Below are 23,014 nucleotides of genomic sequence, written 5' to 3' on the forward strand. Positions count from 1 at the left end.
CTACCTCCCGAGCAGCTCGTCCAGCTCCCGACGCGGTTCGTGGTCGGACGTCGCCTCCGCGTACGCCTCCAGCGCCTCGGTCGCCTTCTTGTCCAACTTGGACGGAACGGCCACCTGCACGGTCACCAGCAGATCACCGGTGCTGCCGTTCTTGCGTTGCACCCCTTTGCCGCGCACCCGCAGCACGCGGCCGCTGTTCGTGCCCGCCGGAACCTTCACCGAGACCTTCCCGTCCAGCGTCGGCACCGTCAGCTTCGCGCCCATCACCAGCTCCGGGAAGGTGACCGGCGCGGTCAGCGTCAGGTCGTCCCCGGAGCGCCCGAAGACCTTGTCCGGGTTCACGTGCACCACGACGAACAGGTCACCGGCGGCGGCACCGTTCCTGCCCGGTTCGCCCTGGCCGGACAGCCGGATGCGCTGCCCGTCGGTCACCCCGGTCGGGATCCGCACCGTCAGCGTGCGGCTGCGGGTGCTGACGCCCTCGCCCCGGCACTCGGTGCACGGGTCGTCGATGTGCTGCCCGCGACCGCGGCAGTCGGGGCACGGCTCGCTGAACGCGAACGCGCCCTGGCTGCGCGTGACCAGGCCGGCCCCCTGGCACGTGGTGCAGGTGCGGATCCGGGTGCCGGGTTTGGCACCGCGGCCGCGGCACGTGCTGCAGGTCGCGGGGCTGGACAGCCGCAGCGGCACCTCGGCGCCCCGCACCGACTCGGCGAAGTCGATGCGCACCTCGGTCTCCACGTCGGTGCCGCGCCGCGGCTGGTTCGCCGTGGTCGCACCGCCCTCGCGGCGGTTGCCGAACAACCCGCCGAACAGGTCACCGAGTCCGCCGGAACCGCCGGAACCACCGCCGAACAGGTCGCCGATGTCGAACCCGGCGCCGCCCGCGCCGGACGGCCCGCCGAAACCACCGGGAGCACCGGACCCGCCGAACCCGCCGGGAGCGCCGAACCCGCCGCCGCCCCCGGCGAACAGCCGGCGCGCCTCGTCGTACTGCTTGCGCTTCTCCGGGTCCGACAGCACCCCGTAGGCCTCGGAGACGGCCTTGAACTTCGCCTCCGCCTTCGGGTCGTTCGGGTTGGCGTCCGGGTGGTTCTCCCGGGCGAGCTTCCGGTAGGACTTCTTGATCTCGTCGGTGGAGGCGTCCGAGGAGACGCCCAGCTCGGCGTAGAAGTCCTTGTCGAGCCACTCCCTAGCGCTCACCGGGCGCCCCTCCCTTCCGCGACGTCATCAGTCCTGCTGGGCCGACTCACCGCCGGCGGTCTCTTCGGCCGGCTCCGCCTGCTCGTCCGAACCCGGCTCGTAGTCGGTCACCGCGACCATCGCGGGCCGCAGCACGCGCTCGCCGAACCGGTAGCCGCGCCGCAGGACGGTGCTCACGGTCGGACCGGAGACCTCGGAGGAGGTGGCGTGCTGCACCGCCTCGTGCATGTTCGGGTCGAACTCCTCGCCCTCCGTGCCGAAGTCCTCCAGGCCCGCCGACCGCAGCGAATCGACCAGCTTGTCCGCGACTGCCTTGAACGCCCCGGTGAGGTCACCGTGGGCATCGGCGCGTTCGATGTCGTCCAGAACCGTGAGCAGGTCCTCGGCCACCCCGGCCTTGGCCGACTGGATCACCGCCTCGCGATCGCGTTCCACCCGCTTGCGGTAGTTCGCGTACTCGGCCGTGACCCGCTGGATGTCGGCGGTCAGGTCGTCGACCTGCTTGCGCAGGTCGCCCTGCTCCCCGTCCGCGGCCTCGGACGCGTCCGAGGCCGGTTCCGCCGGGAGGTCGCCCTCCAGCGTTCCGGAAATGCTCTCCGCCACCTGCGGCTCCTCTCCGGCGCCGTCCGGGGCGCGGCGCTCGCCCGTGTCCGGGTCGAAACGCCGCTTGTCCCGGACGACCACCGGTTCCTGCTCTTCGTCGTTGCGCGCCATCTCCGGCTTGTCCGTCACTTCTTCTGGTCCTCGTCGTCGACGACCTCGGCGTCCACCACTTCCTCGTCCGAGGAGCCGGTCTGCTCGGAACCGGTACTACCAGTCGAAGCACCCGTCGCACCAGAGCCGTCACCGGTCTCGCCGCTGCCCGCGTCGGCGTACAGCGCCTGGCCCAGCGACTGGGACTCGGTGGCCAGCTTCTCGACGGCGGACTTGATCTCGGAGACGTCCTCGCCCTTGAGGGCCTCGTTCACCTCGTTGATCGCGGTGCGGACCTTCTCCTTGGACTCCTCCGGCAGCTTCTCGTCGTTGTCGGAGATGACCTTCTCGGTCTGGTGGACCAGCGACTCCGCCTGGTTGCGGGTCTCGGCCTCCTCGCGGCGCTTGCGGTCCTCCTCGGCGTGGGCCTCGGCGTCCTTGACCATCTGGTCGATGTCGTCCTTCGGCAGCGCCGAGCCGCCGCTGATGGTCATCGACTGCTCCTTGCCGGTGCCCTGGTCCTTCGCCGAGACGTGGACGATGCCGTTGGCGTCGATGTCGAAGGTGACCTCGATCTGCGGCACACCGCGCGGCGCCGGCGGCAGGCCGGTCAGCTCGAAGGTGCCGAGCTTCTTGTTGTGCGCGGTCATCTCGCGCTCGCCCTGGAAGACCTGGATCTGCACCGACGGCTGGTTGTCGTCGGCGGTGGTGAAGGTCTCCGAGCGCTTCGTCGGGATCGTGGTGTTCCGCTCGATCAGCTTGGTCATGATGCCGCCCTTGGTCTCGATGCCCAGGGACAGCGGCGTCACGTCCAGCAGCAGCACGTCCTTGACGTCACCGCGCAGCACGCCGGCCTGCAGGGCCGCGCCCACGGAGACGACCTCGTCCGGGTTGACGCCCTTGTGCGGGTCCTTGCCGCCGGCCATGTCCTTGACCAGGTCGGCCACGGCGGGCATCCGGGTGGAGCCGCCGACGAGCACGACGTGGTCGATCTCGCTGACGTTGATGCCGGCGTCGCGGATGACGGCCTCGAACGGCTTGCGGCACCGGTCCAGCAGGTCCTCGGTGATCCGCTGGAACTCGGCCCGGGAGAGGGTCTCGTCCATGAACAGCGGGTTCTTGTCCGCGTCCACGGTGATGTAGGGCAGGTTGATGCTGGCCTGCGCGGAGCTGGTCAGCTCGATCTTGGCCTTCTCCGCGGCCTCCCGGATGCGCTGCATCGCCATCCGGTCGTTGGTCAGGTCGATGCCGTTGGACTTCTTGAACTTGTCCACCAGCCACTCGACGATGCGCTCGTCCCAGTCGTCACCGCCCAGGCGGTTGTCACCGCTGGTGGCGCGGACCTCGACGACGCCCTCGCCGACCTCGAGCAGGGACACGTCGAACGTGCCGCCGCCGAGGTCGAAGACCAGGATGGTCTCCTCCTTCTCGTTCTTGTCCAGCCCGTAGGCCAGCGCGGCCGAGGTCGGCTCGTTGACGATGCGCAGCACCTCGAGGCCGGCGATCTGCCCGGCCTCCTTGGTGGCCTGCCGCTGGGAGTCGGAGAAGTAGGCCGGAACGGTGATGACCGCTTCGGTGACGTCCTCGCCCAGGTAGGACTCGGCGTCGCGCTTGAGCTTCTGCAGCACGCGCGCGCTGATCTCCTGCGGGGTGTACGCCTTGTCGTCGATGTCCACGGACCAGTCCGTGCCCATGTGGCGCTTCACCGACCGGATGGTGCGGTCGACGTTGGTGACCGCCTGGTTCTTCGCCGGCTGGCCGGTGAGGAGCTCACCGTTCTTCGCGAACGCCACGATCGAAGGCGTGGTCCGCGAGCCCTCGGAGTTGGCGATGACCGTCGACTCGCCGCCCTCCAGGACGGAAACGACGGAGTTGGTCGTTCCGAGGTCGATACCGACCGCTCGCCCCATGTCTGCGTTCCTCCTGCTTCATACCTGTGCGCCCAGGGGCCCACAAACCCTTGAGCCTTGCCTACTCAAGTCGTACCGGCGCACCGCGTCCGCCGTCAAATCGACTTTGAGCGACCGGGGCTCAATCTTCCTGATCGAGCAACGTCTGACCAGGGAGGATTGTTCCCGCGGGCAAGCAGGGGAGAGGCGCGGCGCTCCGGCGGGGCCGGGGTGCCGCTACTGCGCGGAGGGGCGGACGGTGATCGCCCCGGACCCGGTGCTCAGCTCCAGCAGCCGGGAGGAGCGCGGGTCCTGCGGCACGGCCACGGAGGTTCGGCCGCTGCCGGTCTCGGCCCGCACGTCGTAGCCCCGGTGCGGCACCGCGAGGTCGATGGCGCCGCTGCTCACGTCCACCCGCACGCGCCGCGGGTCGAGCAGGTCGAGCCGGGCCGCGCCGGAACCGCTGCGCGCGGTGACCTCCGCACCGGCCAGCCGCCGCCCTTCGACGTCGCCGCTGCTCGTCTCCAGGTGCACCCGGCCGCGTGCGTCGGCGAGGCGGACGTCCCCGGAGCCGCTGCGCGCGGTGACCCGCTCGCCGCGCAGGTCGTTGGCGTCGATGCCGCCGCTGCTGGTCTCGGCCTCCACCGGTCCGGCCACGTCGGTCAGCCGGACCTCCCCGGAACCGCTGCTGGCGGTGACGCCGCCGGCGACGTCGGAGGCGTCGATCGAACCGGAGCCCACGCGGGCGTCGACGTCGCGCACGCCGCGCAGGTGGAGGTCGCCGGAGCCGAGCTCGCCGCGCACGGCAGCGCGCTCCGGCAGGACGACCCGGTAGTCGACCCCGCACCACGTGCCGCAGTCCGCGTCGAGCACGAGCGTGCTGCCCTCGACGCGGAACCGCGGGTGCCCGGACGGGTCCGCGAACGGCCAGTACCAACCGCGCTCGGACTGCTCGACGGAGGCCTCGGCCTGCGCCGAGCGCGTGATCGCGACCGAGCCGCTGCCACCGGCGAGGCGCACGGCCTCGATGCCCCGCAGCGGGTACCGCTGCGTGCGCTCGTCCCGGGACAGCAGGTCGTAGCCCAGCACCCCCAGGCCCAGCAGCACGAGCACCACACCGGCGATCGCGAGTCCCGTTCGCATCTCGCACTCCTCCGTCCTGCGCCGTCACCGGCGAGCCTAGGGCCGCGGGCACCCCGCGCACCTCCGGGACATCCCGGGGTGTTCCCGGAGAGCCGGTCCCCGGGGTCGGGGCCGGGCCCGTGGCCGGATCCCCGGCAGGCCGAGGAGTGCTACCCGAGCGGTTCCGCGGCGTCCCGGAAGGCGGCGAGCGCCTGCTCGTCGAAGAGCACGAAGCGGACCTGCTCCACCTCGCTCGGGGTTTCCCGCACGGTGCGCAGCGCGATCCCGGCGGCTTCGCCGAGCGGGTAGCGGTAGATGCCGGTGGAGACGGCCGGGAAGGCGATGCTGCGCGCGCCGAGCTCGTCGGCCACGCGCAGCGATTCGCGGAAGCACGAGGCCAGTAGCTCGGAGCGGTCCACCGAGGCCGCGTAGGTGGGGCCGACGGTGTGGATCACCCAGCGGGCGGGCAGGTTCCCCGCGGTGGTCCCCACGGCCTGCCCGACCGGCAGGCCGTCCGGCAGGCGCTCGGCCCGCAGCTGCTCGCACTCGCGCAGGATCTCCGGACCACCGCGGCGGTGGATCGCCCCGTCGACGCCCCCGCCGCCGAGCAGGGAGCTGTTGGCGGCGTTGACGACCGCGTCCACCTGCTGTTCGGTGATGTCGCCCTGGAGGATCGTGATGCGCATGCGCACAGTGTGCCGCCGCCGGAGCGCCGCCGCGCGGGCGCCCGGCGCGCGCGGCAGCGCGGTGCTCCACCGGGGCGCGCGGTGCTCAGCTCAGCTCGGCACCCGGCCGCATCAGCCGGCGCAGCGCGGGCTCGACCTCGGCCACCGTCGGCGGCTCGTCGGCGAGCAGGGCCTGGATGAGCAGGCCGTCGACGGCCCACAGCAGCGCCCGCTCACCGGCCTCGTCGACGTCCCCGGCGAGGTACCCGGCGGTCGCCTCGATCCACCGCCGCGCGGCCGGGCGCAGCGCGGGGCGGCGCGCGGCGAGCAGGTACAGCTCGTACTCGGCGATGGTCTGCTCCCGGTTGTCGCGCACCATCGCGACGAGCAGTTCGGCGACCACGCGCGGCCAGTCCTCGCGGGACCGGGCGCGGGAGAGCCGCTCGAGCTCGGCGAGCAGGTCGTCGACGCAGTCCAGCAGCGCGGCCACGAGCAGCTCGTCGATGCCGTTGAAGTAGTAGGCCACCGACGCGGGCGGCACGCCCGCTTCGCGCGCGGCGTTGCGGTGGCTCACGGCGGCGACGCCCTCGCGCGCGAGGAGCCGGCGGGTGGCGTCGATGATCCCGCGGCGGCGGCGCTGCCCCTTGGCCAGGCGCCCGTCGGTGGCCGCACCTGCCTGGTCGGACCGCTCGGCGGGGCCGGTGCTCATCGCGATCCCCCGAGCTCGAGCGCGATGACACCGCTGATGACCAGCAGCACGCCGAGCAGCTGCACGCCCGTGAAGTTCTCCCCGAGGAAGACCGCGCCGATGACGGCGACCAGCGCCACGCCCGCACCGGCCCAGATCGCGTAGACGACACCCACGGGGAGCCCGAGCTTGAGGACCTGGCCGAGGATCGTGAACGCGGCCAGGTAACCGACGATCACCAGCACCGAGGGGACGAGCCTGCTGAAGCCCTCGGAGAGCTTCAGCGAGACCGTGCCGAGGACTTCGGACAGGATCGCTCCGATGAGCAGCAGATACGCCACGACGCCTCCCGGGCTCCCACGAGCAACAAGTTGAACGACTGCACTACTTTTTCAGCCTACGGGACCGCCCGCGGCGGTGGAATCCTCCCGGCGGCGGTGGTCGCGCCCGCGTTGCCGACCCCGCGTGTTCGCCCCGTCACAGCGGGATCCACACTGAGAGTGGCGAATATCGCACGAGAGGACGTTCCGGGCGTCCGCTCCCGGACGGAGGTGCGCACGAGAGCCGCTCATCGCGGGGCCGACCCGGCAGGCGTCCGGGTTCCCGCGGGGTGTCGCTGCCGGTCCGGGATCGACCGGGTGGTCGGCACACCCGCCGCGGCGCCTGGCCACGGGAACCGCCGTCGCGCACAATTCCCGTCCGGTGCGCGCTCACCCGCGCGCCCCTCTGGTTACCACCTAGTAACAACACGTACGCTCCTCGAACACGCGAGTTCCCGACTCCGCGACTGATCCCGAAGCGACAACAACCGTTGAACAGGAGGCCGCGAGCATGGGTGTGCTTCAGCTCGTCCTGGGCCTGGTCTGTCTTGCCGTGACCGCGGTCGCGGCGGTCATGATCGTCAGGACGGTGATGCGGATGGTCGCCTCCATCCGGCTGGGCCAGCCGGATCCGACGCGCAAGGGCCCGGTCGGCGCACGGCTCAGGACCCTTATCACCGAGTTCCTGGGTCACACCCGCATGCTCAAGCGCGGGCACGTCGGGGTGGCGCACTGGTTCGTCATGCTCGGCTTCCTGGGCTTGAGCCTGACCGTGCTCGAGGCCTACTTCGAGGTGTTCGACCCGACCTTCGAGTTCCCGTGGTTGGGCTCGTTCGGGCCGTGGAACCTGGTGGTGGAGATCCTCGGTGTGACCACGGTGCTCGGCGGGCTGTGGCTGATCGGGGTGCGCCAGCTCAACCACCCGCGCCGGGCGGGGCGGGTCTCCCGGTTCGCCGGGTCGAACTTCTGGCAGGCCTACTTCGTCGAGGCCGTGGTGGTGCTCGAGGGCGTGGGCATCATGGGACTGCGCGCGTTCAAGGACTCCTCGGAGCTGCTGCACGCGCCGGTGTGGTCGGCGCCGGTGACCACGCTGCTGGGGGCGGTGCTGCCGGCGAGCACGGCGGCGATCACGGTCTTCGCCGCGTTCAAGGTCCTCTCGGCGATGATCTGGGTCCTCGTCATCGCGGCCAACATCACCATGGGCGTGGCCTGGCACCGGTTGACCGCGTTCTTCAACATCTACTTCAAGCGCGAGGACGACGGGGACGTGGCCCTGGGTGCGCTGAAGCCGATGATGTCCGGTGGCAAGGAGCTGGACTTCGAAGAGGCCGATCCGGACGAGGACGTGTTCGGCGCCGGCCAGGTCGAGGACTTCTCGTGGAAGGGCTGGCTGGACTTCACCACCTGCACCGAGTGCGGCCGGTGCCAGGACCAGTGCCCGGCGTGGAACACGGGCAAGCCGCTGTCGCCGAAGCTGCTGATCACGTCGCTGCGCGAGCACGCCTACGCCAAGGCGCCGTACCTGCAGGCCGGTGGCAAGAAGGACATGGCCGGCGACGAGGTCGGCATCACCGGCGAGGGCGCCGAGCAGAAGATGGGTTCCATCGACGCGTTGGCGCTGGCCGAGGCCGAGCGCCCGCTGGTCGGCGGTGCCGAGGAGATGGGCGTGATCGACCCCGAGGTGTTGTGGGCCTGCACCGGCTGCGGTGCCTGCGTGGAGCAGTGCCCGGTCGACATCGAGCACGTCGACCACATCGTCGACATGCGCCGCTACCAGGTGATGATCGAGTCGAACTTCCCCTCCGAGCTCGGCGGGATGTTCAAGAACCTGGAGAACAAGGGCAACCCGTGGGGGCAGAACAACTCCGACCGGATGGGCTGGGCGCAGGAGTTGGACTTCGAGGTGCCGGTGGTCGACGGCGAGCTGCCCGCCGAGGCGGAGTACCTGTTCTGGGTGGGCTGCGCCGGCGCGTTCGAGGACCGCGCGAAGAAGACGACCCAGGCGGTGGCCGAGCTGCTGCACCGCGCCGGGGTGGGCTACGCCGTGCTCGGGTCGGAGGAGAACTGCACCGGCGATCCGGCGCGGCGCTCCGGCAACGAGTTCGTCTTCCAGATGCTGGCCCAGCAGAACGTCGAGGTGCTCAACTCGGTGTTCGACGGCCGCGAGCCGAGCAAGCGCAAGATCGTGGTGACCTGCGCGCACTGCTTCAACAGCCTCGCCAACGAGTACGGCCAGCTCGGTGGCGACTACGAGGTCGTGCACCACACGCAATTGCTCAACCGGCTCGTGCGGGAGAAGCGGCTGACCCCGGTGGCGCCGGTCGCCGAGGACGTCACCTACCACGACCCCTGCTACATCGGCCGGCACAACAAGGTCTACACCCCTCCGCGGGAGCTGGTCACCGCCACCGGCGCCAACTTCCAGGAGATGCCGCGGCACGCCGACCGGGCCATGTGCTGCGGCGCCGGCGGCGCGCGGATGTGGATGGAGGAGCGCGTCGGCAAGCGCATCAACGAGGAGCGCGTGGACGAGGCGCTGGGCACCGGCTCGACGAAGATCGCCACCGGCTGCCCGTTCTGCAAGGTGATGCTCAGCGACGGGGTGACCACCCGGCAGAACGAGCAGGTCGCCTCCGAGGACACGCAGGTCACCGACGTGGCCCAACTGCTGCTGCAAGCCGTCCGCCGCGGCGACGAACAGGGCGGGGACGCCGCTCCGGCCGACGGGGCGGTCGCCGGCAACAGCACGGAGAGCTGAGGACTCGCGCCCGCGCAGCAAAAGACGCGGGGTGCCCGGCCGGGCCGGGCACCCCGCGTCGTCTTCGCGGTCCCCGCTGTCCTTCGGGCCCCGCGTGCGCCCGGGCGCTGCGTGCTCCCGGGGCGCTGTCCCCGCACAGCTCTGCGTCTGCGCACCCTTGCTGCCTCGCGGCCCCCGCTGCCCAGCGGTCCGGAAGCCGGAGCCGACCCCGGACAGGGCGGCCGGGCGGTCGGCCTCACGGCATCACTGCGGCAGCGGAGCGAGCTGCTGGGTGTCGGCCTCCGCCTGCTGCTGGGCCGGCTCCTGCTGCTGAGCGGGCTCCTGCTGCTGGGCCGGCTCCTGCTGCTGAGCGGGCTCCTGCTGCTGGGCCGGCTCCTGCTGCTGAGCGGGCTCCTGCTGCTGGGCCGGCTCCTGCTGCCCGGCGGGGACCTGCTGCGCAGCGGGAACGGCGCTCAACGGCGCCACCTGCTCCATCTGCTCGAACAGCGCGGCCGTCTGCTCCGGGGTGAGTTCGACGGTCGTCGTCTGCCCGGAGGTCGGATCACTGCTCGGCTGCGGCTCGGCGAAGGCGGCCGGTCCGGCAACGGCCCCGAGGCCCAGCGCGAGCGCGGCCACGGCGGCGGTCCTGCCGATGTGCGAACGGTTCATCGATTTCCCTTCGACCACGGTCGGTTGCTGCGGTGGCGGGCGTTCCGCCGCCCCCAGTCCTAGAACCGCCGCGGTCGGGCCGCATGCGCAGCGGCCCACGCTCACCCCGCCCGGTTACCGGAGGCCCTCGTCCGGCGGTCCGCCGGAGGCGGGTGCCGGTGGGGGTGCACACGCGTGCGGGGCGCCCGGAACCGGGCGCCCCGCACGTCGCTCGGGCCGATCCGCGGACCCGCTCAACCGCTCATCTCCTCCAGGGTGCGCCCCTTCGTCTCCTTCAGGTAGCGCACGACCAGGAAGGTCGACACGAGCGCGAAGACCGCGTACAGGTAGTACGTCATCGGCAGGTTCCAGTCCCGCATGCTCGGGAAGGACACGGTGACCAGCCAGTTCGCGATCCAGTTCGTCGCCGTCGCGAGCGCCAGCGCGGCCGCGCGGATGCGCACGGGGAACATCTCGCCGAGCAGCACCCACATCACCACGCCCCACGAGCTGGCGAAGAAGAACACGAACGCGCTGCTCGCGACGAGCGCCGTCGCGCCCCACGCGGCGGGCATGGTCGCGTCCTCACCGGCGACCTGGGCGTGGGTGAACGCGAACCCGGTGATCGCGAGCGCCACGGTCATGCCGAGCGAGCCGATCACCAGCAGCGGCTTGCGGCCGATCCGGTCGATGAAGGCGATCGCCACGAGCGTGCCGATGATGTTCACGATCGACTGCATCAGGGCCAGCAGCAGCGAGTTGCTCTCGTCGATGCCGACGGACTGCCACAGCGACGAGGAGTAGTAGAAGATGACGTTGATGCCGACGAACTGCTGCAGCGCGGCGATCGCCATGCCGATCCACACGATCGGCAGCAGCCCGGCCCGACCGCGCAGGTCGCTCAGCCGCGGCTTGCGCTCGCTGCCGAGCGCCCCGGCGATCTCGTCGATCTTGGCGTCCGGATCGCCGCCCTCGACCGTGCTCAGCACCTCGCGGGCCTTCTCCCGCTTGCCGACGCGCACGAGGTAGCGCGGCGATTCGGGGATCATCGACCCCAGTACCAGGTAGATCAGCGCGGGCACGACCTCGATGCCGAGCATCCACTGCCAGGCGTCGAGCGGACCGAGCGCACCGGAGGCGCTGCCGCCGGCCAGCGAGGCGATCCCGTAGTTCACCAGCTGCGAGATGGCGATGCCGAGCACGATCGCCAGCTGCTGCAGCGAGGTGAGACGCCCCCGGTAGCTCGGCGGGGCCACCTCGGAGATGTAGGCGGGACCGATCACGGAGGCGATGCCGACGGCGATGCCGCCGACCACCCGCCAGGTGGCGAGATCCCACACGGTGAACGGCAGGGCGGAGCCGATGCCGCTGATCATGAACAGTGCGGCGGCCAGCTGCATCACCCGGATGCGGCCGATGCGGTCGGCCAGCCCTCCGGCGATGCCGGCACCGACGGCCGACCCGATGAGGGCCGCGGCGACGGTGAAACCGGTGACGGCGGCGCTGACCCCGAAGTGGGCCTGGATCGCGTCGACGCCGCCGTTGATGACCGACGTGTCGTAACCGAACAGGAAACCGCCGAGGGCCGCCACCCCGGCGATCGTGAACACGTGCCCCAGGTGCTCGGTCCCGGCGCCTGAGGCACCCGATTTCGTGATGGACATCGAGCCCTCCTCCAACCCGTTCGCCGATCCGCCCCGTTGCGGGATCGTTTCAGTGCGGCGGGCCCGCATAATTTAATGTCTGAAGCACATCTGAACTTCCCCCGTAGTCAGTGAGACTCATCACTCACCCTTTTGGAGCAGGCGAGCGGAGATCGACACGCCCTCTCGTCACGCTGCGTCGATACCGAATCGTGACAGTCGAGGGGGTGAAGCATCGCGGCAACGCTGCGTGCGCGCGGCGTGCGAACGCTCAGCGGCGCGTGTCGACCTGCTGGAAGTTCAGGTACGCCCGCGACGGCGTCGGCCCGCGCTGCCCCTGGTAGCGCGAACCGGCCTCGCGCGAGCCGTACGGCGTCGCCGCGGGGCTGGACAGGCGGAACAGGCACAGCTGGCCGATCTTCATCCCCGGCCACAGCGAGATGGGCAGGTTCGCCACGTTCGACAGCTCCAGCGTGATGTGCCCGCTGAAACCGGGATCGATGAAGCCCGCGGTGGAGTGCGTCAGCAGCCCCAGCCGGCCGAGCGAGGACTTGCCCTCCAGGCGCCCGGCGAGGTCCGTGGGCAGCCGCACCGTCTCGAACGTGGAGCCGAGCACGAACTCGCCCGGGTGCAGCACGAACGGGTCCTCGTCGGTGTTCTCCACCAGCGAGGTGAGCTCGTCCTGCTGGCGCGACGGGTCGATGTGCGTGTACTTCGTGTTGTCGAAGACGCGGAAGAACCGGTCCAGGCGGACGTCGATGCTGGACGGTTGGATCAGCGCGGCCTCGAACGGGTCCAGCTCCAGGCGTTGCGCATCGATCTCTTCACGCAGGTCTCGGTCGCTCAACAACACACGAGCAGCGTATCCGGATCCCCCCAGTGGATCTTCGGCGCCCGCCGTGCTAACGTGTATGTGCCGCGGAGGCGGTGCGGATGTAGTTCAATGGTCAGAACATCAGCTTCCCAAGCTGAGAATGCGGGTTCGATTCCCGTCATCCGCTCCAACAGCGCTACCGCAGCGCAGCGAGGGCCTTCCCGCTCCGGCGGGGAGGCCCTTTCGCTGTCCAGCGGTCCCCGCGCGCAACGAGCGTGCAACGAGCCGACGCGCGCGCTGCCGACCGACGGAGGTCGACGCCCCGGCGGGGCCGGCATCGTCGCCGCGCCCCCTTCACCGCTCCCCCCGTTGACCGGTCCCCGCGCAGATCGAGCGCCCCTCGCCGTAGCCGGTGACCACGTCGCAACCCCGGTCCGCCACCCCCCGGCCCGCGGCTCGGGCCTGCCTCGTCGGTCCGGCGGTACCAATACCCCTGGAAACCGTGCTCCAGCGGCTCAGGTTCGCCGATGCCCTCGTTGCCGTTGCGCTCGATGAGCGCGTTGATCCGCTCGAGCACCCCGCGGCCCCGGGTTTGCCACCGCACGTACTCTTCCCAGGCGTTCTCACCCCGGACCAACCCAGCTGCGCGCGACGTGCCCTGCCGCTGCCCACCACCCGCTTCGGCGTAGCCTGGCGGCGATGCAGCGCACGGTCTGGCCCTTCGTGCACCGCCCCCGCTGGTGGTGGCGGTGGCGCATCGCCGGATTCCTGGCGTTCTTCGCGGCGCTGACCTTCACGAGCCTGATCTGGGACGGCCCGCTCGCCGGGGAGCTCGCCGTGCTCCTCGCCGGCGGTGCCGCGCACGTCGCCCTCCTCGTCGCCTCCGATCGCCGCCTGCGTCGGGAGCAGCCGACCGCGCAGCGGTGAACACCTGCCGGGCGAGAATCAGCGCGGAACATGACACGCAGCACGATTCGTGCATCTGATTGCTGCGCATCCCGACCGTGACGTGCACTCAGGCACCGCTGCGCGCCGCGCGCACGTGCCACGCACCCGCGCCGTCACCGAAAGCCGACTCCGAGGAGAACGCGCATCCATGGCGCAAGAACCGGACCCCAGCAGGCACGACAACACCTCCCAGGCCGTTGCCGCGGCCCTGCTCGCGATCCTGGGGCTCGTGCCGCACGGGGCCTGGATCGGCGCCAACGTCGAGTCGTTGTACTACAGCGGGTCCTTCGGGGAGTGGCTGCGCAGGACGGATCTGATGGACGTGCTCGGGGGCGCGGGCAACCTCCTGGTCGTGGTGGCGCTGGGCTGGGGAGCCGTCGCGCTGCTGCTGCGCAGGGGGGTCGGGCGCCGGCTGGTGGCCGCGGGTGCGGCGGGGGCGATCGCGATGGTCCTCGGCGAGATCGTGCACCTGCTGATTCAGATCGCGCACGGCGAGGACGCCGACACCAAGGCATTCCAGCGCATGGGGGTGGCGTTCCTGTGCTTCGCGCTGCCCGGCCCGATCCTCACGCTCGGGCTCGTCCTCTCGCCGGGCACGCGTGAGTGGGTGCGCAGGAGGGAACGCGCCACCGACTGACCTGCGCCCCCGCGGACGGGCGGGCGCGGAACCGGACGGCCCGCGACGCGGAGTCCTGGCCCGATGGCGGCGGTTGACGAGCGCCACCACGCGCAGGAACCCGCCACGCGGATCGGGCGCGCTGCACCGGAGAACCCGCGATCCCTGCCCGCCGCTGCCTCGCACCGCCCCGCGGACCTCATCCAGCCGCCTCGCGGCGACCGAGGGCGACGTAGCAGTTGCTGCTGCGGACCTCCGCCTCGCTCGGCTCGCGCTCGGGTCGCCAGCGCGGTGCCGGCACGAGCCCCGGTTCCACCAAGGAGCACCCCGGCAGCAGCGCGCGGATTTCGGCGGGCGTGCGCGCCCGTCCCGGCGTGGCGGCCCGCTCGGAGGCCGCGACCATCGCGGCGAGCTGCTCCTCGCTCCAGCCGATGCGGGAGGCGTGGCTGATCGCCAGGAAGCTGCCGGGGACCGTCGCCCGGTGGTAGGCGGCGAGCACCTCGCGCACCCGCTCGTCCTCGGCCACGAACGAGAGCGCCTCGACCGCGAGCACTGCCACCGGCCGGGTGAAGTCGATCAGCTCGCGCACGCCGGGCGCGCCGAGCACCGCGTCCGGGTCGCACAGGTCCGCGCAGGTGACGCTCACCCGTTCCGCGCTGCCCCCGAGCAGGCGCCGGGCGTGGTGCACGGCGAGCGGTTCGACGTCGACGTAGGCGACGCGCGCGTGCGGGGCGTGCCGCTGCGCGGTCTCGTGCACGTTGCCCACGGTGGGGATGCCGGAGCCGAGGTCGAGGAACTGGTCGACGCCCTCCTCGCGCACCAGGTGCTGCACCGCCCGGGTGAGGAACGAACGGGTCGCCTGGATGAAGAACGGCCCGTCCGGAACGACCTCGCTCAACCCGTCGACGGCCTCCCGGTCGATCGCGAAGTTCGCCGACCCGCCGAGCATGTAGTCGTTCATGCGCGCCAGGCTCGGCAGGTGCAGCCGCGCGTCCTTCGACCGCGGGTCGTCGGCGAGTTCCACCATGCGGCTGATCATGCCCTCCGCCGCACCTCCGCGTACAGGGCTCACCAGGAACGATCTACGGGGGTGTGCGCATTCTCCCGCGGGGCGCACCGGGTGGTGCGGCCGAGACCGGATCCGGGGTCGCGGCGCCCTCGCGCGCGCCCAGCGGATCGCGCAGCGCGACGTGCGCCGACCACGCGTCCGGCGGCGCCCGCGTGCTCGCGGCCGCGCGGAAGGCCATCGCCAACGGCGGGGGCGCGGCCTCGTGCAGCTGCGCACCGCGCCCGGGGCGTTCGACGAGCACGCGGTACGCGCCCGCGCGGGCCGCGTGCACCGCGGTGTGCGTGAGAGCGACGTCCCCGCCGCGCAGGTACCGGTACCTGGCGTCGACGGGGAACCCCTCGTGCACCGCGGAGCCGGTGTCGATGAGCGCGTCGTCTTCGGAACCGATGACGTGCCACTCCGTGTCCCCCGCCCACGCGCGGTCGAGGCGGTTGGGGCTGGAGTGCAGCACGTCGACGAGTTCGGAGCCGGGGGCCTGCTGGCGGAGCTGGTCGTGCACGCAGAACTCCGGGCGCAGGTCGCAGGACAGCCCGCCGTGGGGCGTACCGAGGGTGGTCACCGCGCCCACCCGCAGCTTGCCGTTCGGATACCCGGCCCACCCCCGGGCCGAGCCGAGCAGGGCCACGCGCGTGATGATCCCGCCCATCGAGTGGGCCACGAGGTCGACCGGCTCGCCCGCACGGGTGTGCGTGCGGTGGAGGAACTGCGCGAACGTGGCCGCGATGCGCGTGATGCTGGTGTCCGTGGAGACCTGCATGTCTTCGCCGACGGTGACGTCGCAGTCCGTGTCACCGGCGTAGAAGCCGACGGTGCGCAGCGGTCCGCGCCACCCGCGCTCGCGGAACTCCCGCTGCGCCCGGCCCCAGTAGGCCTCGCAGTCCACGGCGCCCTCCGGTGCGTAGCCGTGGACGAAGTAGACGGGGTTCCCGGTGTTCCGCCGCTCCGGTTCGGCGCCCGGCAGCCCGGCATCCTGCCCACCCGGTTCGGCGCTGGAGATCCGCTCGGGGCGGTTGTCCGCGGTGTGCTGCACCACGACGCCGGTCGTCACGATCAGGACCGCAGTGATCGCCAGCAGCACGCCCCGTCCCGGTCGACCGGGTCCGGCCATCGGTCCCGCCTTTCCCTCGCTTCTCCCGCAGCAGCTGCGCGCGGTGGGCACGAGCAAAACGACAGCACAGCTCACAGCGGCGCGCGCGGCGCGAAGCCTCGGATGCACTTCGACCGGGTGATGGATTCACCGGCGTGGCGACTGGACGATCAGCGCGCGAAGCACCGCGCCATTCCCGCGCTCCCCCTCACCACGCCCCGCCTTCCCGGCACCCGCGTCCTCCGCCGCCCCCGCCGACCGAACGCGTCCGCGACCGGCAACGGGCTCACCAGGGGTGCGCCCGTTTCTCGGGCGGGTTCATGGGGTGTGGTGCTCGACAGGCGGGGTGGGTGTTCAGGCGGGGAAGCCGCTCGGCCGCCGCGACGCGGGCACCGGGCGGGCCCTGCGGCGCGGACGGCCGCCGCCGAGGAGGGCAGCCGTCGCCGGGGGCGAACGGGCGCCGGAGGAGGACAACCGCCGCCGAGGCGGACGGCCGTGGAGCGGCCGTCCCCGCTGGGCACGCGCGTGCACCGGAGTTCGCCGCCACCACCTTGGCAACGGTTACTGCCAAGTAATACCCTTCTTGTTACCCACGAGTAAGAATCTGGGGCGAGCTGGCCCGCCCACGCACGTGCGAGAGGGAGCCTTCCATGGGGCACTACAAGAGCAACATCCGCGACCTCGAGTTCAATCTGTTCGAGGTACTCCAGGTGCACGAACGGCTCGGCGAGGGCGCCTTCGAGCAGTCCGACGAGGACACGGTGCGGGGCGTGCTGGAGGAGCTGAACACGCTCGCCACCGGACCGCTCGCCGAGTCCTTCGAGGAGGGCGACCGGACGGGCGCCGCGTTCGACCCGAGCACCGGCTCGGTGACGCTGCCGGAGGCGTTCAAGAAGAGCTACCAGCAGATCAACGAGGGCGAGTGGTGGCGGCTGAGCCTGCCGGACGAACTCGGCGGCTACGGCATCCCGCCGTCGGTGCAGTGGGCCGCGGCCGAGCTCCTCCTCGGGTCCAACCCGGCCATCTTCATGTACATGGCCGGTCCGAGCTTCGCGACGATCCTCCACCGCAACGGCACCGAGGAGCAGCGGCACTGGGCCCAGCTCATGATCGACCGCGGCTGGGGCGCGACCATGGTGCTCACCGAGCCGGACGCCGGCTCGGACGTCGGCGCCGGCCGCACCAAGGCGGTCCAGCAGGAGGACGGCAGCTGGCACCTCGAGGGCGTCAAGCGGTTCATCACCTCCGCCGACCAGGACATGACCGAGAACATCATGCACCTGGTGCTGGCCCGCCCCGAAGGCCCCGACGTCGAGTCGAAGCCGGGCACGAAGGGCCTGAGCCTGTTCCTCGTGCCGAAGCACCTGTTCGACTCGGACACCGGCGAGCCCGGCGCGCGCAACGGCGCCTACGTCACCAACGTCGAGCACAAGATGGGTCTGAACGTCTCCGCGACGTGCGAGCTCACCTTCGGCCAGCACGACGTGCCCGCCAAGGGTTGGCTGCTCGGCGAGGTGCACCAGGGCATCGCGCAGATGTTCCAGGTCATCGAGTACGCGCGGATGATGGTCGGCACCAAGGCCATCGGCACGTTGTCCACCGGCTACCTCAACGCCCTCGAGTACGCCAAGGAGCGCGTGCAGGGCCCGGACCTGACCCGCGCCGCCGACAAGACCGCCCCGCGCGTGACCACGACGCAGCACCCCGACGTGCGGCGCATCCTCATGCTGCAGAAGTCCTACGCGGAGGCGCTGCGGGCGCTGTACCTGTACACCGCCACGTACCAGGACGAGGTCGCCCAGGCCAAGCACGCCGGCGCGGACCCCGGTGAGGCCGACGCGGTCAACGACCTGCTGCTGCCGATCGTCAAGGGCGTCGGCTCCGAGCGCGCCTACGAGATGCTCACGCTGTCGCTGCAGACCCTCGGCGGTTCCGGGTACCTGCAGGACTACCCGATCGAGCAGTACATCCGCGACGCGAAGATCGACAGCCTCTACGAGGGCACCACGGCGATCCAGGCGCAGGACTTCTTCTTCCGCAAGATCGTCAAGGACAACGGCGCGGCGGTCGGCAAGGTCGCCGAGCAGATCCAGCAGTCGCTGCAGCCCGGCGGCGAGGACGACCCGTTCGCCGCGGAGCGGCGCCTGCTCGGCACCGCGCTCGAGGACGCCCAGGGCATGCTCGGCGCGATGATCGGCTACCTGACCTCCGCGCAGGAGGACACCGGCGAGGTCTACAAGGTGGGCCAGCACGCGGTCACCCTGCTCATGTCCATGGGCGACGTGGTGCTCGGCTGGCTGCTGCTGCGCCACGCCGAGGTGGCCCAGCGCGCGCTGCAGGCCGGCGCCGCGGCGAAGGACGCCCCGTTCTACGAGGGCAAGATCGCCTCGGCGCGGTTCTTCGCCAAGAACGTGCTGCCCGAGCTCACCGCGCGCCGCAAGGTCGTGGAGGCCGCCGACAACTCGCTGATGGAGCTGGACGAAGCGGCGTTCTGATCGGTCCGCCCGCTCCGCTCGCACCGCGCCGAAGGGTGCCGCCCCCTGCCCCGGGGCGGCACCCTTTTCGCGTTCCTCGAGGCCCTGGCCTGCATCGATGCCGGAAGAACGCGTTGAGAGCCGAGTCACTCCGGTTTGTCCTTGCTCTCGTCAAAAGTTAGCCTAGCGAAATAGGTGTTCGTTTCGACCTCCGCACAGCACGAGGAGCTACGTCCATGAGCGGCGGGCACAGCACGCGATTGCTCGACATGTTCACAGGCCAGCCCAAGGCCGTCTGGGTCACCGCGTTCGCAGCCGTGATCGCGTTCGCGGGGATCGGGCTCGTCGACCCGATCATGCTGTCCATCGCCGACGCGCTGGACGCGGGCCAGGAGCAGGTCCCCCTGCTGTTCGCCTCCTACCTGGGCGTGCAGGTCGTGGCGATGCTCGTCACCGGCGCGTTCAGCGCCAGGTACGGGCCGAAGCGCACCGTCGTCACCGGACTCACCCTCATCGTCGCCGCCACCCTGCTGTGCGCGCTCGCCGGCACGATCGGCCAGCTCATCGCCCTGCGCGCCGTCTGGGGCCTGGGCAACGCCTTCTTCATCGCCACCGCGCTGTCCGTGATCGTCGGCGCGGCCAGCGGCGGGCAGCAGGCGGCCGTCCTGCTCTACGAAGCAGCGCTCGGCATCGGCATGTCCGCCGGTCCGCTGCTCGGCGCGCTGCTCGGCCACCTCTCCTGGCGCGGCCCCTTCGCAGGAACGTGCGTGCTCATGGCCGCCGCGCTGATCCTCTCCGCCGCATTCCTGCCGAAGGACGGCCCGCGCAGCCAGCGCACCCCCGTGGGCGTGCTCGACCCGCTGCGCGCCCTGAAGCACCCCGGGCTGCTGCGCACCTCGCTCGGCTCGGTGTTCTACACCGCCTCGTTCTTCATCGTGCTCGCCTGGTCCCCGTTCGTCCTGCAGTACGGCGCGATCGCCGTCGGACTCGTCTTCTTCGGCTGGGGCCTGTGCGTCGCCGTCGCCGGTGTCGCCCTGGCACCGCGCCTGGCCGCCCGCCTCGGGGAAGTCGGCGCCACGCTGTTCGCCGTGGTCCTCTACGCCGTGCTGCTCGGCATCATGGCCCTCGGACCGCGCCCCGTGGTCGTGCTCGCCATCATCCTCAGCGGCATCGCCTCCGGGCTGCTGAACACCCTGTTCACCGGATCGGCCATGAGCATCAGCGACGCACCCCGGCCCGTGGCCAGCGCCGGGTACAACTTCTGCCGCTGGCTCGGCGGCGCCGCGGCCGCCACCCTCGTCGGCCACATCGCCACCTGGTTCGGCTCGCAGCGGGCGCCCTACACCGTCGGTGCCGCCCTGTGCGTCATCTCCGCGGTGCTGCTCGCCTTCGAACTGCGCAGCCAGCAGGCCAACAAGCGGCAGGTGCCCGCCGAAGCCGCGCTCGTCGGCGAGGAGTTCTGACGAGAACCCCAACGACGAGGACCCCAGCACGGACGAGGGCCGGGACCGGTGCGGTCCCGGCCCTCGTCGTCCGACGCGCGGCGGAACCCCGCCAGCCGGTGGGACCCGGCGGACGGCGACCGGACCAGCGGGCTGCACCGACCGGCCGCAACGCGCGGGCGAATCCGACGAAAGCATCGATTCACCCCCGAGCGCGTGCGAGCATGTGCGCCGATACACACCCCCGGCACCGAATCGGCCGACCGCGTTCGCGCGCAGTTCACCTCGGCGTCCTCCGCAACTCGGTCCGCGCTCCTACCCTTCCCGCCGGTTCCCGACGAAACGCGTGGAGGTCCGTTGTCTCCCGAAATGCACCCCGCCACCACGGGCCGCGGCATTCCCCTCCCCCTGCTGACGCACTTCTCCGCCAAGCGTTCCGCCACGACGTGCCGGTACCGCTGCGGCGACCAGTGCGCCCACGAACCCCCCAACACCTCTGAGAACGGCTACTTCGGTGACGTCGTCGACGGCATCGTCAGCCGCCGCGGCGCGCTCAGGGGCGCCGGCGTGGTCGCCCTCGGCGCCGGCGGGATGGCCGTGCTCGGCAGCACCGCGCAGGCCGCCCCCGCAGCCGCAGCCCCGACCACCGGCCCCGAACCGATGGGGCTCCGCTTCGAACCGGTCGCCGGCAACCAGCGCGACGCGGTCACCATCCCCGACGAGCACCGGCAGAACGTCGTGATCCGCTGGGGCGACCCGGTCCTGCCCGGCGCGCCCGAGTTCGACTTCCACGACCAGAGCCCCGAAGCCCAGGAGAAGCAGTTCGGCTACAACAACGACTTCGCCGAAATCGTCGAGGTCGATGGCCAGCAGCTGCTCGTGGTCAACCACGAGTACACCACCGAACCGCACATGTTCCCGTCCTACGACGAGGAGAACCCCACCGAGCAGCAGGTGCGGATCTCCTGGGCCGCGCACGGGCTGTCCGTCGTCGCCGTCGAGGACGACGGCAGCGGCGGGCTGCGGCCGGTGGAAAGCAGCCGCAACCGCCGGATCACGCTCAACACCGAGTTCGAGGTGCGCGGCCCCGCCGCCGGCAGCGAACTCCTGCGCACCAACGCCGACCCCACCGGCACGAAGGTCCGCGGCACGCAGAACAACTGCGCCGGCGGCAAGACCCCGTGGGGCACGGTCCTCTCCGGTGAGGAGAACTTCCACCAGTACTTCGGCCACGCGGACGAGGTCAGCGACCCCGAGCGGCGGGAGCGCCTCGAGCGCTACGGCATCGGCACCGGCGAGAGCGACCGCAAGTGGGAGCGCTTCGACCAGCGCTGGGACGTGCGCGCGGAACCGAACGAGCCCAACCGCTTCGGCTGGATCGTCGAAATCGACCCGCACGACCCGGACTCCACCCCGGTCAAGCACACCGCGCTCGGCCGCTTCAAGCACGAGAGCGCCACCATCCGGATCAGCCAGGACCGGCGCGTCGTCGCGTACTCCGGCGACGACGAGCGGTTCGAGTACATCTACAAGTTCGTCTCCAGTGGACGCGTGAAGCCCGGCACCAGCCGGCACGCCCGGCGGCACAACATGGGGCTGCTCGACGAGGGCACGCTCTACGTCGGCACGTTCACCGGCGACAGCCCCGACTCCGAGATCGACGGTTCCGGAAAGCTGCCCTCCGACGGGGAATTCGACGGCAGCGGCACCTGGATCCCGCTGGCCACCGGCGACGAGTCGCACGTGCCCGGGTTCACCGCCGAGGAGGTCTACGTCTTCACCCGCATGGCCGCGGACGCGGTGGGTGCGACGAAGATGGACCGCCCCGAGGACATCGAACCGAACCCGCACAACGGGCGCGTCTACTGCGCGCTGACGAACAACAGCAACCGCGGGGCCGAGGGGCACGCCGGATCGGACGAGCCGAACCCGCGCACCGGCAACAAGCACGGGCACGTCCTGGAGATCGACGGGGACCCGACCGGGACGCGGTTCGCGTGGCGGCTGCTGCTCGTCTGCGGCGACCCCGAGGACCCGAACACGTACTTCGGCGGGTTCGACAAGTCCCGCGTCAGCCCGATCTCATGCCCGGACAACGTGGCCTTCGACCCGTACGGCAACCTGTGGATCTCCACCGACGGCAACGAGCTCGGCTCGAACGACGGGCTGTTCGGCGTCGCCCTGGAGGGTCCTTATCGCGGGCTGACCAAGCAGTTCCTCACGGTGCCCGTCGGGGCGGAGACCTGCGGACCGGTGGTGCGGGAGGAGTTCGTCCTCGTCTGCGTGCAGCACCCCGGTGAGAACGACGAGGACGAGCCCTCGTCGCACTGGCCTGGTGGTGGCACTTCCCGAGCGCGGCCCGCGGTCGTGACCGTCACGCGCGCCGACGCCGGCAGGATCGGCGCCTGACCCGGTCCTGACCCGGTCCTGGCCCGTCGTCGGTCGGTGTGCACCGTTGGCCGGTGCCGCAGCACCCGCTGCGGCACCGGCCCCGGCCCGCCGCAGCCGGCCACTCGCCGAACCGTTCGGGACTGCCGAACGGCTGCCGCGGTGACCCACCGCCGGGCCGGTGCGAGCTCAGCAGTCCGGAATGCCGCGCTGCCCTGGCAGGGGCAGCCAGGGCGGAGGAGGCACGAACACCACCATGCGGTGCTCGCCAGCTCCGGAACTGGACCACCGGGCGGCTGCGCCCCGCACGCGCCGCCCGCCACCCGACCACTCGGGCCGGAACACGCGGGAAGGGTCCCGCCAGGCACGCGGGGAGGTGGCCGACCCCACCCCACACACAAAGAGAGGGGTGCGGACGCGACCCCCACCCCAGGAGGCACACCCACACCCCACACAGCCCACACACACAAAGAGGGGTGAGGTCGGAACCCGCACCCCGCACGGGAAAACCCCCTGGTTCCCCCGGGCGGACGGGCTCAACAACCCCACCCCTCTTTTTCTTTTCGTG

19 protein-coding genes and 1 tRNA gene are annotated in these 23,014 nt (G+C 71.4%); 7 read left to right on the forward strand and 13 right to left on the reverse strand.

Going from position 1 to position 23,014, the window contains the following annotated elements:
• From dnaJ to ACYVJE_RS20860, 7 genes are all read right to left on the reverse strand, one after another.
• Positions 1-1,203, reverse strand: a complete 1,203-nt coding sequence (dnaJ, locus tag ACYVJE_RS20830; protein ID WP_459157669.1) for a molecular chaperone DnaJ — start codon at positions 1,201-1,203, stop codon at positions 1-3.
• Positions 1,204-1,230: 27 nt separating this feature from the next.
• A complete protein-coding gene (grpE, locus tag ACYVJE_RS20835; protein ID WP_461145782.1) occupies positions 1,231-1,935 on the reverse strand; it encodes a nucleotide exchange factor GrpE in 705 nt (234 codons plus the stop codon).
• Positions 1,932-3,806 (reverse strand): molecular chaperone DnaK, encoded by a 1,875-nt coding sequence (dnaK, locus tag ACYVJE_RS20840; protein WP_461145783.1) that lies wholly within the window; start codon positions 3,804-3,806, stop codon positions 1,932-1,934. The genes grpE and dnaK overlap by 4 nt, the downstream gene beginning before the upstream one ends.
• 216 nt (positions 3,807-4,022) lie before the next feature.
• Positions 4,023-4,928: a DUF4097 family beta strand repeat-containing protein gene (locus ACYVJE_RS20845; RefSeq protein WP_461145784.1), complete on the reverse strand. Its 906-nt coding sequence runs from the start codon at positions 4,926-4,928 to the stop codon at positions 4,023-4,025.
• Between the two features lie 149 nt (positions 4,929-5,077).
• The gene (locus tag ACYVJE_RS20850; protein ID WP_459157673.1) at positions 5,078-5,593 is read right to left on the reverse strand and encodes an O-acetyl-ADP-ribose deacetylase; all 516 of its coding nucleotides are present in this window, start codon (positions 5,591-5,593) and stop codon (positions 5,078-5,080) included.
• Between the two features lie 85 nt (positions 5,594-5,678).
• The gene (locus tag ACYVJE_RS20855; RefSeq protein ID WP_461145785.1) at positions 5,679-6,281 is read right to left on the reverse strand and encodes a TetR/AcrR family transcriptional regulator; all 603 of its coding nucleotides are present in this window, start codon (positions 6,279-6,281) and stop codon (positions 5,679-5,681) included.
• A complete protein-coding gene (locus ACYVJE_RS20860) occupies positions 6,278-6,601 on the reverse strand; it encodes a DMT family transporter (RefSeq protein ID WP_461145786.1) in 324 nt (107 codons plus the stop codon). Before ACYVJE_RS20860 ends, ACYVJE_RS20855 begins: the two co-directional genes overlap by 4 nt.
• A gap of 490 nt (positions 6,602-7,091) precedes the next feature.
• On the opposite strand from ACYVJE_RS20860, the gene ACYVJE_RS20865 reads away from it, so the two are divergent.
• Positions 7,092-9,338: a (Fe-S)-binding protein gene (locus ACYVJE_RS20865; protein ID WP_461145787.1), complete on the forward strand. Its 2,247-nt coding sequence runs from the start codon at positions 7,092-7,094 to the stop codon at positions 9,336-9,338.
• Between the two features lie 243 nt (positions 9,339-9,581).
• Here the strand turns inward: ACYVJE_RS20865 and ACYVJE_RS20870 are convergent, their stop codons facing one another.
• The 3 genes from ACYVJE_RS20870 to dcd form a co-directional block, all read right to left on the reverse strand.
• Positions 9,582-9,986, reverse strand: coding sequence for a hypothetical protein (locus ACYVJE_RS20870; protein WP_461145788.1), 405 nt, complete (start codon positions 9,984-9,986; stop codon positions 9,582-9,584).
• Positions 9,987-10,219: 233 nt separating this feature from the next.
• A complete protein-coding gene (locus ACYVJE_RS20875; protein ID WP_461145789.1) occupies positions 10,220-11,629 on the reverse strand; it encodes a sugar porter family MFS transporter in 1,410 nt (469 codons plus the stop codon).
• A 250-nt stretch (positions 11,630-11,879) separates the two neighbouring features.
• Entirely contained in the window at positions 11,880-12,461 is a 582-nt protein-coding gene (gene dcd / locus ACYVJE_RS20880) for a dCTP deaminase (RefSeq protein WP_461145790.1), read from the reverse strand.
• A 76-nt stretch (positions 12,462-12,537) separates the two neighbouring features.
• Here dcd and ACYVJE_RS20885 point away from each other — a divergent pair.
• Positions 12,538-12,612: transfer RNA gene (locus ACYVJE_RS20885), tRNA-Gly, on the forward strand.
• Between the two features lie 6 nt (positions 12,613-12,618).
• Here ACYVJE_RS20885 and ACYVJE_RS20890 read toward each other — a convergent pair.
• On the reverse strand, positions 12,619-13,059 hold the full coding sequence (locus ACYVJE_RS20890) for a type II toxin-antitoxin system YoeB family toxin (protein WP_461145791.1): 441 nt from the start codon (positions 13,057-13,059) through the stop codon (positions 12,619-12,621).
• 62 nt (positions 13,060-13,121) lie between these two features.
• Between ACYVJE_RS20890 and ACYVJE_RS20895 the strand changes: the two genes are divergently transcribed.
• Together ACYVJE_RS20895 and ACYVJE_RS20900 are read left to right on the forward strand one after the other, a co-directional pair.
• Positions 13,122-13,349, forward strand: coding sequence for a hypothetical protein (locus ACYVJE_RS20895; RefSeq protein ID WP_461145792.1), 228 nt, complete (start codon positions 13,122-13,124; stop codon positions 13,347-13,349).
• Positions 13,350-13,518: 169 nt separating this feature from the next.
• Positions 13,519-14,007, forward strand: coding sequence for a hypothetical protein (locus ACYVJE_RS20900; RefSeq protein ID WP_461145793.1), 489 nt, complete (start codon positions 13,519-13,521; stop codon positions 14,005-14,007).
• Between the two features lie 178 nt (positions 14,008-14,185).
• Here the strand turns inward: ACYVJE_RS20900 and ACYVJE_RS20905 are convergent, their stop codons facing one another.
• Both ACYVJE_RS20905 and ACYVJE_RS20910 read right to left on the reverse strand, forming a co-directional pair.
• On the reverse strand, positions 14,186-15,025 hold the full coding sequence (locus tag ACYVJE_RS20905) for an SAM-dependent methyltransferase (protein ID WP_461145794.1): 840 nt from the start codon (positions 15,023-15,025) through the stop codon (positions 14,186-14,188).
• A 43-nt stretch (positions 15,026-15,068) separates the two neighbouring features.
• Entirely contained in the window at positions 15,069-16,163 is a 1,095-nt protein-coding gene (locus ACYVJE_RS20910; protein ID WP_461145795.1) for an esterase/lipase family protein, read from the reverse strand.
• A gap of 629 nt (positions 16,164-16,792) precedes the next feature.
• On the opposite strand from ACYVJE_RS20910, the gene ACYVJE_RS20915 reads away from it, so the two are divergent.
• The 3 genes from ACYVJE_RS20915 (at position 16,793) to ACYVJE_RS20925 (ending at position 22,467) form a co-directional block, all read left to right on the forward strand.
• A complete protein-coding gene (locus ACYVJE_RS20915) occupies positions 16,793-18,637 on the forward strand; it encodes an acyl-CoA dehydrogenase (RefSeq protein WP_461145796.1) in 1,845 nt (614 codons plus the stop codon).
• A 215-nt stretch (positions 18,638-18,852) separates the two neighbouring features.
• Positions 18,853-20,079, forward strand: a complete 1,227-nt coding sequence (locus ACYVJE_RS20920; RefSeq protein WP_459157686.1) for an MFS transporter — start codon at positions 18,853-18,855, stop codon at positions 20,077-20,079.
• Between the two features lie 348 nt (positions 20,080-20,427).
• Positions 20,428-22,467, forward strand: a complete 2,040-nt coding sequence (locus ACYVJE_RS20925) for a PhoX family protein (RefSeq protein ID WP_461145798.1) — start codon at positions 20,428-20,430, stop codon at positions 22,465-22,467.
• The last annotated feature ends 547 nt before the right edge of the window (positions 22,468-23,014 follow it).

The sequence above is a fragment of the Salinifilum aidingensis genome (assembly GCF_054782015.1).